We start from the raw sequence: 11154 nt of genomic DNA on the forward strand, positions 1-11154 counted from the left end.
GTTTACTTCCCACGCCCTTCGCGCTTGCGCCAATCCGCAACGAAATCGATGAACGCGCGCAGCGCTGGCGGCGTCTGGCGCCGGCTCGGATAATACAGGAACGGGCCTGGAAACGGCTCGCACCATTCTTCCATCAGGCTGATCAGATCGCCCGACTTCACGGCATCGCCAACATAGCCGTCGAGCGTGGCCCAGATGCCGACGCCGTCGAGCGCGGCGCGCATTGCAAGATTCATATTGGTCGAGATCAGCTTCGCCGGCGGATCGACCTTCACCACCTGCCCGGCTCTCTCGAATTCCAGATCGTGCATGACGCCGCTCGAATAGCGTGCGCGGATGCAATCATGGTCGAGCAGGTCCTTCGGATGCTTCGGCCTGCCGCGCCGCGCGATGTAACCGGGCGAAGCGACCACGACGTAGCTCTGTGGGCCGCTCAGCGGGATCGCCACCATGTCCTGCGCGAGATGCTCGCCATAGCGCACGCCGGCGTCATAGCCCCCGCTCACGATGTCGACGAAGCCGCTTTCGCTGACGATGTCGAGATCGACCTGCGGATGGGCGCTCAGGAACGGCCCGGCCAGCGGCGCCAGTACCAGATCGACCGCGGGCGGCGGCGCATTGATGCGCAGGCGGCCCGAGGCGACCCCGCGCAGGCCCCGGACCTGCTCCAGGGCATCGCCGACATCGCGCAGCGCCGGTGCGACGCGCGACAACAGCAGCTCGCCCGCCTCGGTCAGCGCGACGCTGCGGGTCGTGCGGTTCATCAGGCGGACGCCGAGGCGTTCCTCCAGGTCCCGCAGCCGTTGGCTAAGGCTCGATACGGACACGCGAACTTCGACCGCCGCCCGCCGGAAATTGCGGGTGCGGGCAACCGCCACGAAGACATCGAGATCGCGCAAATCGGGCTCGGCCATTGTTCGTCAATGTGAACAAGGCGTTCTGGATTGTCCAGCTTATCGGCGCAATCGCTCTGGCTCATATCTGTCCTCGTGACGCGGCGCAGCCGCCTTTTCGAGGATGATCATCATGGAACAGCGCAAACTCGGTTCAACCGGCCCGACCGTCTCCACATTCGGCCTCGGCTGCATGGGCATGTCGGAGGTCTACGGCGCCGCCGATCGCGGCGAGGCCATCGCCACGGTGCACGCGGCGCTCGACGGCGGCATCACCCTGCTCGACACCGGCGATTTCTACGCCATGGGGCACAACGAGATGCTGTTGCGGGAAGCCCTGAAGGAGGTGTCGCGCGAAAAGGTGCAGCTCAGTGTGAAGTACGGCGCGCTGCGCGGCCCCGCCGGTGAATTCGCGGGAATGGACACGAGGCCGGCGGCGACAAAGAACTTCCTCGCCTATTCGCTGCAGCGCCTCGGCACCGACTATGTCGACATCTACCGTCCCGCGCGTCTCGATCCCAATGTGCCGATCGAGGAGACCATCGGCGGTCTCGCCGATCTTGTGAAGGCCGGTTATGTCAGGCATATCGGCCTGTCCGAGGTCGGCTCCGACACCATCCGCCGCGCGCATGCGGTGCATCCGATCGCCGATCTCCAGATCGAATATTCGCTGATCGAGCGCGGCATCGAACGCGATATCCTGAAGACCTGCCGCGAGCTCGGCATTGGCATCACCGCTTACGGCGTGCTCGCGCGCGGCCTGATCAGCGGTCACTGGTCGAAGGACTCAGGCAAGGCCGGCCGTGACTACCGGCTGATGACGCCACGCTTCCAGGGGGCGAACCTCGACGCCAATCTCGCGCTGGTGGAGCAGCTGCGCGCAATCGCGGACGAGATCGGCGCAACGCCGGCACAGGTTGCGATCGCCTGGGTCGCTGCACAGGACAACGCGATCGTGCCGCTGGTTGGCGCCCGCACCCGCAACCGCCTCAGCGAAGCGCTTGGCGCAACGAAGGTGACGCTGACGCCGGTGCATGTCGCGGCGCTGGCCAAGGCGTTTCCACCCAATATCGCGGCCGGCACGCGCTACCCGGCCGAGCATATGGCGCATCTCGACAGCGAGAAGCCAGCGACGGCGTAACCGCGGCGATCAGGTGCGATGGACGCTGAGATCCTCGAACACAGGCCCGTCGCCGTTGAGCGGATTGGCGGGATCGCGTGAATAGCGCAGCGTCTCGAAGCGCATCGCGCGCGCATCGATCATCAGGAGGCGGCCGACGAGGCCGTCGCCGAAGCCGACGATCTCGCGGATGGCCTCCAGCGCCATCATCGAGCCGAGCACGCCCGCGAGCGCACCCATGACGCCGGCCTCTGCACAGGCCGGCACCGTGCCGGGCGGCGGCGCTTCCGGAAACAGGCAGCGGTAGGTCGGATTGAACTCGCCCTGCTCGTTCGTCTCATGCGCGCGGATGGTGGTCAGCGAGCCGTCGAAGGTGCCGAGCGCCGCTGATATCAGCGGCCGCTTGGCGAAGAAGCAGGCATCGGAAACGAGATAGCGCGTCGAGAAATTGTCGGAGCCGTCGAGCACCAGGTCGTAATCGCCGATCAGGCCGAGCGCGTTATCCGCGTTGAGCCAGGTGGCATGGCCGACGAAGCGGACATGCGGGTTGAGCGCCGCGATCCGCTCGGCGGCACTCTCGACCTTGTGCCGGCCGATGTCGGGCGTCGTATGGATCACCTGGCGCTGCAGGTTGGACAGCGACACCACGTCGTCGTCGACCACGCCGAGCGTGCCAACGCCGGCGGCGGCCAGATACATCAGCGCGGGCGCGCCGAGCCCGCCGGCGCCGATCACCAGCACCGAGGCCCGCTTCAGCGCCGCCTGGCCGGGGCCGCCGACGTCGCGCAACACGATGTGGCGGGCATAGCGTTCGAGTTCGTCCGGGCTCAGCATCGTCGTACGCCTCTCCTACCAAGCCGCCGCTCTCAACCCTCATGGTGAGGAGGCGCAAAGCGCCGTCTCGAACCATGCAGGTCCCGATTTCGCCGCGGCCATCCTTCGAGACGCGGCCTCGAGGCCGCTCCGCAGGATGAGGATCTCAGCTCGCGGCCTCTACGCCACTGAACCACCGCAACATTGTTCGCGACCAACGAGATGTGCTTCAATCGCATGCTTTTCAATGTTTTGGCGTTCAACGGGCTGGCTGGATTTGTCATGAGATCGATGCTTGCGGCAACACTGATGTTGGCGGCTGCCACGGGCGCGCACGCCCAGATGACGACGCCCCAAGTGCCAGGCGCCACCCCGAAGACGGTCCAGACCGTTCCGGTCAAGCCCCCTGCGATGCAGACGCCGTCAGCGACGGCCGATGGCATGGCCAAAGCCGAGCGGCTGGCGCTCCAGTCCGACCTCGCCTGGGTCGGACAATATAACGGCGCCATCACCGGCGACGTCAGCGAGCGCATGGTCAACGCCATCAAGGAGTACCAGAAGGCCAAGGGCGGCAAGCCGACCGGCGTGCTCAATCCGCAGGAGCGCACCGCGCTCGCCGAGGCGGCACGCAAGAAGCAGGAGAGCGTCGGCTGGAAGATCGTGACGGAGCCGACCAGCGGCGCCCGGCTCGGCATTCCCGGCAAGCTGGTGCCGCAGCAGGCAAGCGACGCCAACGGCTCGAAATGGACCTCGCCGACAGGGACGGTGCAGGTGGTTCTCAGCCGCCGCAAGGAAGTGAGCCCGACCTCGGCCAAGCTCGCCGATCTCGAGAAGGAGCCGTCCGGCCGCAAGGTCGATTACACCGTGGTGAAGCCGGATTTCTTCGTGCTGTCGGGCTTGCAGGGCCAGAAGAAGTTCTACGTCCGCGGCACCTTCAAGGGTGACGAGGTCCGCACCATGACGATCCTCTACGACCAGGCGACAGAGAATACGGTCGAGCCGGTCGTGATCGCGATGTCGAGCGCGTTCAACGCGTTTCCCTCGGGACCGCTGGCCGGGCCGCCGCCGCGCAAGAACGTTGAATACGGCACCGGCATCGTCGTCAGCGAGGACGGCGCGATCGTCACCGACCGCCTCGTCACCGACAGCTGCCTTGCGATCACGATCGCCGGCCATGGCAGCGCCGACCGTCTCGCCGAGGACAAGGAGCACGATCTCGCGCTGCTGCGCATCTACGGCGCGCGCGACCTGAGGCCGCTCAGCCTCGCCGGCGGGGCCGCGAAGACCAATGTCGATGTCGTCGGCATCGCCGATCCGCAAAGCCAGGGCGGCGCCGCCGCCGTGTCGAACCTCAAGGCCGCGTTGACGCCGGCGATGAGCAGCAATTCCGCGCTCTCGCCGCCGCCGGCGGTCGGCTTCTCCGGCAGCCCAGCCGTCGACGGCGACGGCAAGTTCGCCGGCATCGCGCTGCTGAAGCCGGCGGTGGTCGCGGGACCCGCGACGTCGGTGCCGGCATCACAGGCGATGATGGTCTCTGCCGAGGCGGTGCGCGGGTTTCTCAAGGCGAAGGGCGTCAGCCCGAATGGCACGTCGACCGACGCCAAAGCCGCCGTCGTGCGCGTGATCTGCGTGCGCAAGTAGGTCTCGTGCCCCTGGACGCGTTGCAGCGCTTGCGCTGCCGCGCAGAGCCGGGGCACGGCCGTGCGGGCCACCTTACGTACGATTACGGAGCCGGTAATGGTACGGATTCGCTGGCATTCGCGATTCCGCCATCATCGTTGCCGTTGATTCGGACCTCCGCGATCCCCTTTGGATCGGGCCGGCACGTCCTGAGCGAGAAGCGCTCAGCATCCAGAAGCGATGCACGTTCGCGTGGCGTATCCCTGACCCAGCACTCCAAAGGATTGACCTTCAATGCACACGATCGTACTGGCCACCCAAAAGGGCGGCAGCGGCAAGAGCACGCTCGCCATCGGCCTCGCCTTGGCCGCCAAGCAGGCCGGCTTCACCGTCCGCCTGATCGAGACCGACCCGCAGGGCACCCTCTCCAACTGGCAGCGCCGCCGCTCTACCGACGATCTCGTCGTCGAGCCGATCTATCACGCCGCCGATATCGCGCCGCGTCTCAAGATGCTCGCCGACAGCGGCCTCCAGCTCGCGATCGTCGACACCGCCGCCGGCCTCAGCGCCGCCACCACCGCCGCGATCCGCCATTCCGACCTCTGCCTGATCCCGGCCCGTCCCAGCGTCGCCGACATCGAGGCGACCGTCTCGACGCTCAGCGTCGCCCGCGCCTGGAAGCGGCCTTACAGCTTCGTGCTCAACCAGACGCCGATCCGCGGACAGCGCATCGACAACGCCGCGACCGCGCTCGCCGAGGAAGCCGCGCTCGATCTTGCCGAGGTGCTCGCGCGTCCGCTGATCGTGATGCGCAACGATCACCAGGACGCGCTTGCGAGCGGCCTTGCCGTGAGTGAATTCGCGCCGAACGGCAAATCGGCGGACGAGATCCGCGGCCTCTGGCGCTGGATCGAGACCCGGCTCGAGCTCGAAGCCACCACCAATGTCCTGATCGACCAGGTCATCTCGGCTGCGCACGGCATGCTGCAGATCGCTGCGGAACAGGCGGCGGACGAGACCACGGCACTGGCGTCCTGAGCGGGGCGATCGCTCGGACGACAGTCGGGCTCTTCGCCATCCGGTGAACGGGCCCAAGCGACGAAGCAGTTCGGCCACCAGCCCGGCCGGATTGCTTCGCCTCGCGCGTTGTAGCGAGGGCTCCCGTAGCCTGGATGAAGCGAAGCGCAATCCAGGAAGGTCTCTCCGCGGAGAGGCCGGCCCCGGATTACGCTGCGCTCCATCCGGGCTACGACGCTGCGGCAATCCCGACGGTCACTTTTGACATTTCGCGCACCAGAACGTCGAACGACCGTTCTGCACGAACCGCTTGATCGTGCCGCCGCAGCGCGGCGTCGTGCATTTTTCGCCTTCGCGGTCATAGACCCTGAACGAATGCTGGAAATAGCCGAGCTCGCCCGAGGTCTGGCGATGGTCGCGCAAGCTGGAGCCGCCGGCCTTGATGGCATCGTTCAGCACGGTGTGGATCGCGCCGACCAAGCGCTGCGCATGATCCGTCGGCTCGCCCTTCCTGGTGGATAGCGTCGCAGCAATGCGCCGCGGCGACAGATGCGAGCGGTGCAGCGCCTCGCAGACATAGATGTTGCCGAGCCCGGCCACCACGCGCTGGTCGAGCAGCGCGGCCTTCAGGCTCGTGGTCTTGCCTTGGCAGGAGCGCGCCAGCATCGCGGCGTCGAATTCGTTGCCGAGCGGCTCGGGGCCGAGCCCGCGCAGCAGCGGCTCGTCTTCGAGCGCGCCACGCGCAATCACTTTCATGTATCCGAAGCGGCGCGGATCGTTGAAGACGATGTCGGCGCCCGAGGACATCCGAAACAGCACGTGGTCGTGGGCGGAATCCTTAGCCTTCGGATAATGAAACTCGCCTGGCTGAGCCTCGTTGTCCGGCTTGATGACGCGGAACGAGCCCGACATGCCCAGATGCATCAAGAGCACGTCGCCGGAGGCGAGATCGGCCATGAGATATTTTGCACGGCGCCCGAGGCCCGTGACGACTTGCCCCTTGAGCCGGGCCACGAAGTCGGGCTGGAACGGAAAGCGCAAATCCGGCCGGCGGGCCTCCGCATCGAGGATTTTCGCGCCCTCCATCACGGGCTGAAGGCCGCGGCGGACGGTCTCGACTTCGGGCAATTCAGGCATGGTCGGGCATTCACCTTATGAAGGCGGTGTGATAGCGCCATTGCGGCGGGCGGGCTATGGTCCGCCGAGTGGAGTAGAGTAATGGATCGGCCGGGCGAAACCACGCATTTTGGCTTCAGGGACGTTCCCCTCGGGGACAAGCAGACGCTGGTGAACGATGTGTTTCGCAGCGTGGCGTCGCGCTATGACCTGATGAACGATTTGATGTCCGGTGGCCTGCACCGGGTCTGGAAGGACATCATGATCACCGCGCTGGATCCGCCGAGGGGCGACCGGCCGTTCGCGCTGCTTGACGTCGCCGGCGGCACCGGCGACATCTCGTTCCGTGCCGCCAAGGCCGCCGGCCCCGGCTTCCACGCCACGGTGTGCGACATCAATGCGGACATGCTGGCCGTGGGGCGCGAACGCGCCGCCAAGCGTCATCTGGACACCCAGGTCGATTTCGTCGAAGGCAATGCCGAATCGCTCGGCTTCGCCGATCGCAGCTTCGATGCCTATACGATCGCTTTCGGCATCCGCAACGTGCCCCGGATCGACCTTGCGCTGCGCGAGGCCTATCGCGTGCTGAGACCCGGCAGCCGCTTCCTGTGCCTGGAATTCTCCACTGTCGAGATGCCCGGCCTCGACAAGCTCTATGATCTGTTCTCGTTCAAGGTGATCCCGCCGCTCGGGCGCATGGTCACGGGCGACGCCGAATCGTACCAGTATCTCGTCGAGTCCATCCGCAGATTTCCAAAGCCGGCCGCCTTCGCCGACATGATCCGCGAGGCCGGCTTTGCCCGCGTCAGCTGGCAGACACTCTCCGGCGGCATCGTCGCACTGCATTCGGGCTGGCGTTTGTGATCTCTGCCGTCACCCACATTGCGCGCCTGATCCGCGCCGCGTTCGTCTTTGCGCACGAAGGCGTGTTCGGCGCGGTCGATCCGAGCCTGGTGCCGCCGCCGGGACAGCTCGCGCTGAAGCTGGCGCGCATCATCGAGCGCCGTGGCGCCAAGCAGGGACCGCGGATCTCGCGCGCGCTGACGCGGATGGGCCCGGCCTATCTCAAGCTCGGCCAGTTCCTGGCCACGCGCCCCGACGTGGTCGGCGTCATCATGGCGCGCGACCTCGAAAGCCTGCAGGACCGCCTGCCGCCGTTTCCGCAGCAGGAAGCCGAGGCCACGATCGCGACCTCGCTGGAACGGCCGCTGACGGACATCTTTGTGAGCTTCGGCCCGCCGGTCGCGGCGGCCTCGATCGCGCAAGTGCATCGCGGCGAGGTGGTGCGCGACGGCATCCGCAAGTCCGTCGCGATCAAGGTGCTGAGACCCAACGTCGCCGCGCGCTTCCGCCGCGATCTCTCCGATTTCTTCTACGTCGCGCACAAGGCTGAGGCCTATTCGGCCGAGGCGCGGCGCCTGCGCCTGATCGAGGTCATCAACACCATGTCGCGCTCGGTCGCGATGGAGATGGACCTACGGTTAGAGGCTGCCGCGCTGTCGGAGATGGCGGAGAACACGCGCGACGATCCCGATTTCCGCGTGCCCGCCGTCGACTGGGACCGCACCACGCACAACGTGCTGACGATGGAATGGATCGACGGCATCGCGCTGAACGATCACAAGCGCCTCGCCGAGGCGCGGGTCGACCTGCCCGATCTCGGCCGCAAGGTGATCCAGAGCTTCCTGCGCCACGCGCTGCGCGACGGCTTCTTCCACGCCGACATGCATCCGGGCAATCTGTTCCTGGATGACGCCGGCCGCCTCGTCGCGGTCGATTTCGGCATCATGGGCCGGCTCGGCATGAAGGAGCGGCGCTTCCTCGCCGAGATCCTGCTCGGCTTCATCACCCGCGATTATCGCCGCGTGGCCGAGGTGCATTTCGAGGCCGGCTATGTGCCCGCGCATCATTCGGTCGAGAATTTTGCCCAAGCCATCCGCGCCATCGGCGAGCCGATCCACAACCGCACGGCGGAAGAGATCTCGATGGCGCGGCTGCTCACGCTGCTGCTCGAGGTCACCGGCCTGTTCGATATGACGACGCGGCCCGAGCTGATCCTGCTGCAGAAGACCATGGTGGTGGTCGAGGGCGTGGCGCGCGGCTTCGATCCCAAGCTCGACATCTGGCGAATCGCCGACCCCGTGGTGCGCGAATGGATCGAGCGCAACCTCGGACCGATCGGCCGCATCGAGGGCGCCCTCACAGGGACCGGGGACATCGCGCGGGTCTTGATGCGCCTGCCTGAGATCGCCGAGCGGTCGGTGAAGGTGCTCGAGCAGCTCGAGACCATGACGCGGGAGGGCATCAGGCTGTCGCCGGAGAGCATCGCGGCGATGGGACGCAGCGAGGGCCGCAAGAACCGCTGGCGCACCGTGGCGCTCTGGATCATCGCCGCGACCTTCATCGGGATTCTGATCGCCGTCCGGAATCTGTGATTGCACTGCAATCACTGGAGTGATAGCATCGCTATCATTCCGTGCCGGAGGGCGTCATGGCAAGCCTGACCATCCGCAAGCTCGACGACGCCGTCAAAACCTATTTGCGGCTGCGCTCGGCCAAGAACCACAGGTCGGTCGAGGAGGAGGTCCGGGTCATCCTGCGGGAGCTGATCGAGGGCCGCGAGGAGCCGCTGACGCCGTTTGCGGTGCCCTCCGCCGCCCCGACGCCGCAGCGCAGTGGCGCCGTTCCCGAGGCAAGCGTCACCCTGATCATCGGCGGCGGGATTGCGGCCTACAAGTCGCTCGACCTGATCCGCAGGCTGAAGGAGCGCCGTATCGAGGTCCGCTGCGTGCTGACCAAGGCGGCGCAGCAGTTCGTGACGCCGCTGGCCGCGAGCGCCCTGTCGCATGAGCGCGTCTATACCGACCTGTTCGACCCGCAGAGCGAGTTCGATGCCGGCCATATACGCCTCGCGCGCGACTGCGACCTGATCGTGGTGGCGCCGGCCACGGCCGACCTGATGGCGAAGATGGCGAACGGTCATGCCGACGATCTCGCCAGCGCCATCCTGCTCGCGAGCAACCGCAAGGTGCTGCTGGCGCCGGCGATGAATCCGCTGATGTGGAGCAACGCGGCGACCCGACGCAACGTCGCCCAGCTCCAGGGCGACGGCGTTGTGCTGATCGGCCCGAACGCGGGCGAGATGGCCGAGGCCGGCGAAGCCGGAACGGGCCGCATGTCGGAAGCCATCGAGATCGCCAATGCCGCCGAGCGCCTGCTGCGGCCGCCGACGCCGAAGCCGCTCGCGGGCACGCGCGTGCTGATCACCGCCGGTCCCACCCATGAGGCGATCGACCCGGTGCGCTATATCGCTAACCGTTCCTCCGGCAAGCAGGGCTTTGCCATTGCCGCCGCTGCACAGGCCGCGGGCGCCGAGGTTACTCTGGTGAGCGGCCCGGTCGACCTCGACGATCCCCCGGGCGTGACGGTGAAGCATGTCGAATCGGCGCGGCAGATGCTGGAGCAGGTCAAGGCCGCGCTTCCTACCGACGTCGCGATCTTCGCCGCCGCAGTCGCCGACTGGCGCGTCGCCAATGAAGGCGAGCAGAAGCTGAAGAAAACCGCGGCCGGCATGCCGCCGCTGCAATTGGTCGAGAACCCCGACATCCTCGCCACGATCTCCAAGCTCACCGACAAGCGCCCGAGGCTCGTGATCGGCTTCGCCGCCGAGACCGAGCACCTGATCGACAACGCCAAAGCAAAATTCGCGCGCAAGGGCTGCGACTGGATCGTCGCCAACGACGTCTCGCCCGCCACCGGCGTGATGGGCGGCGACCGCAACACGGTCCACCTGCTCAGCCGCAAGACCGGTGCGCCGGACGGCGAGATTGCAGTTGATTCCTGGCCGGCGATGACCAAGGAACAGGTCGCGATCGAACTGGTCGCGCAGATCGCGAAGAGCGTGACCGGCAAATCCCTGGAGTCCGCATCTTGAGCACGATGACCGTCGAGCTGCAACGCCTCGCCCACGCTGAGGGCCTGCCGCTGCCGGCCTATCAGACCAGCGAGGCCGCCGGCCTCGATCTGATGGCCGCGGTGCCGGACAACGAGCCCATGACGCTCGCACCAGGCCAATACGCGCTGGTGCCGACAGGCCTTGCCATCGCCTTGCCGCCCGGACACGAGGCGCAGGTGCGGCCGCGTTCGGGGCTGGCGGCCAAGCACGGCGTCACCGTGCTGAATTCGCCGGGCACGATCGATGCGGACTACCGCGGCGAGATCAAGGTGATCCTGATCAACCACGGCACCGCGCCTTTCGTGATCAAGCGCGGCGAGCGCATCGCCCAGATGGTGATCGCGCCGGTGCTGCAGGCCGCGCTGGTTCCCGTCGCCACATTGTCGTCGACCGACCGCGGCGCCGGCGGTTTTGGTTCGACCGGGCGCTAACCCAAGACAACTCCAGCCGAATCATCCGCAGAATCACGCGCCTTGGAACCGCGCGGCCCGCATTTTTTTGGGGCCGCCTTTGCGTTCACGATCTGGACTCTTACCGGCGGAGTCGCGGTGAGGGTATTGTCTTTTGATTCGCGCGCGACGGGGGTCGCCGCGCGCAGATTCGTGCGGTCTTGAATTTCC

General features: G+C 66.7%; 10 protein-coding genes. 7 read left to right on the forward strand and 3 right to left on the reverse strand.

The annotated features are described in order from the left end of the window. Window positions 1-2: 2 nt before the first annotated feature. Window positions 3-914 (reverse strand): LysR family transcriptional regulator, encoded by a 912-nt coding sequence (locus I6F28_RS29205; RefSeq protein WP_036009045.1) that lies wholly within the window; start codon window positions 912-914, stop codon window positions 3-5. A gap of 112 nt (window positions 915-1026) precedes the next feature. Between I6F28_RS29205 and I6F28_RS29210 the strand changes: the two genes are divergently transcribed. Beyond that, window positions 1027-2034, forward strand: a complete 1008-nt coding sequence (locus tag I6F28_RS29210) for an aldo/keto reductase (RefSeq protein ID WP_036009063.1) — start codon at window positions 1027-1029, stop codon at window positions 2032-2034. 9 nt (window positions 2035-2043) lie between these two features. Here I6F28_RS29210 and I6F28_RS29215 read toward each other — a convergent pair whose 3' ends face one another. Next, entirely contained in the window at window positions 2044-2847 is an 804-nt protein-coding gene (locus tag I6F28_RS29215) for a HesA/MoeB/ThiF family protein (protein WP_036009047.1), read from the reverse strand. Window positions 2848-3108: 261 nt separating this feature from the next. Between I6F28_RS29215 and I6F28_RS29220 the strand changes: the two genes are divergently transcribed. Together I6F28_RS29220 and I6F28_RS29225 are read left to right on the forward strand one after the other, a co-directional pair. Then, entirely contained in the window at window positions 3109-4467 is a 1359-nt protein-coding gene (locus I6F28_RS29220) for a serine protease (protein WP_036009066.1), read from the forward strand. A gap of 273 nt (window positions 4468-4740) precedes the next feature. Then, window positions 4741-5484, forward strand: a complete 744-nt coding sequence (locus I6F28_RS29225) for a nucleotide-binding protein (RefSeq protein WP_036009049.1) — start codon at window positions 4741-4743, stop codon at window positions 5482-5484. Between the two features lie 234 nt (window positions 5485-5718). Here the strand turns inward: I6F28_RS29225 and mutM are convergent, their stop codons facing one another. After that, window positions 5719-6600 carry a bifunctional DNA-formamidopyrimidine glycosylase/DNA-(apurinic or apyrimidinic site) lyase gene (mutM, locus tag I6F28_RS29230; RefSeq protein WP_036009051.1) on the reverse strand — a complete coding sequence of 294 codons (882 nt, stop codon included), beginning with the start codon at window positions 6598-6600 and terminating at the stop codon, window positions 5719-5721. Between the two features lie 81 nt (window positions 6601-6681). On the opposite strand from mutM, the gene ubiE reads away from it, so the two are divergent. The 4 genes from ubiE to dut are packed head-to-tail and all read left to right on the forward strand — an operon-like array spanning window position 6682 to window position 10965. Further along, window positions 6682-7443: a bifunctional demethylmenaquinone methyltransferase/2-methoxy-6-polyprenyl-1,4-benzoquinol methylase UbiE gene (ubiE, locus tag I6F28_RS29235; RefSeq protein ID WP_225142410.1), complete on the forward strand. Its 762-nt coding sequence runs from the start codon at window positions 6682-6684 to the stop codon at window positions 7441-7443. Continuing rightward, the gene (gene ubiB, locus I6F28_RS29240) at window positions 7440-9014 is read left to right on the forward strand and encodes a 2-polyprenylphenol 6-hydroxylase (RefSeq protein ID WP_225142412.1); all 1575 of its coding nucleotides are present in this window, start codon (window positions 7440-7442) and stop codon (window positions 9012-9014) included. The genes ubiE and ubiB overlap by 4 nt, the downstream gene beginning before the upstream one ends. Before the next feature lie 56 nt (window positions 9015-9070). Beyond that, window positions 9071-10513: a bifunctional phosphopantothenoylcysteine decarboxylase/phosphopantothenate--cysteine ligase CoaBC gene (coaBC, locus tag I6F28_RS29245; protein WP_225142414.1), complete on the forward strand. Its 1443-nt coding sequence runs from the start codon at window positions 9071-9073 to the stop codon at window positions 10511-10513. Continuing rightward, window positions 10510-10965, forward strand: coding sequence for a dUTP diphosphatase (dut, locus tag I6F28_RS29250; protein WP_225142415.1), 456 nt, complete (start codon window positions 10510-10512; stop codon window positions 10963-10965). The genes coaBC and dut overlap by 4 nt, the downstream gene beginning before the upstream one ends. The last annotated feature ends 189 nt before the right edge of the window (window positions 10966-11154 follow it).

This window comes from Bradyrhizobium sp. NBAIM14 (genome assembly GCF_020193895.1).
Lineage (GTDB): Bacteria > Pseudomonadota > Alphaproteobacteria > Rhizobiales > Xanthobacteraceae > Bradyrhizobium > Bradyrhizobium yuanmingense.

Excerpts from the sequence above, each read along its gene's own strand:
- I6F28_RS29215 (WP_036009047.1), bottom strand. The coding sequence starts at position 2,847 with ATGCTGAGCCCGGACGAACTCGAACGCTATGCCCGCCACATCGTGTTG.
- I6F28_RS29225 (WP_036009049.1), top strand. The coding sequence starts at position 4,741 with ATGCACACGATCGTACTGGCCACCCAAAAGGGCGGCAGCGGCAAGAGC.
- coaBC (WP_225142414.1), top strand. The coding sequence starts at position 9,071 with ATGGCAAGCCTGACCATCCGCAAGCTCGACGACGCCGTCAAAACCTAT.
- I6F28_RS29210 (WP_036009063.1), top strand. The coding sequence starts at position 1,027 with ATGGAACAGCGCAAACTCGGTTCAACCGGCCCGACCGTCTCCACATTC.
- ubiE (WP_225142410.1), top strand. The coding sequence starts at position 6,682 with ATGGATCGGCCGGGCGAAACCACGCATTTTGGCTTCAGGGACGTTCCC.
- I6F28_RS29205 (WP_036009045.1), bottom strand. The coding sequence starts at position 914 with ATGGCCGAGCCCGATTTGCGCGATCTCGATGTCTTCGTGGCGGTTGCC.
- I6F28_RS29220 (WP_036009066.1), top strand. The coding sequence starts at position 3,109 with ATGAGATCGATGCTTGCGGCAACACTGATGTTGGCGGCTGCCACGGGC.
- mutM (WP_036009051.1), bottom strand. The coding sequence starts at position 6,600 with ATGCCTGAATTGCCCGAAGTCGAGACCGTCCGCCGCGGCCTTCAGCCC.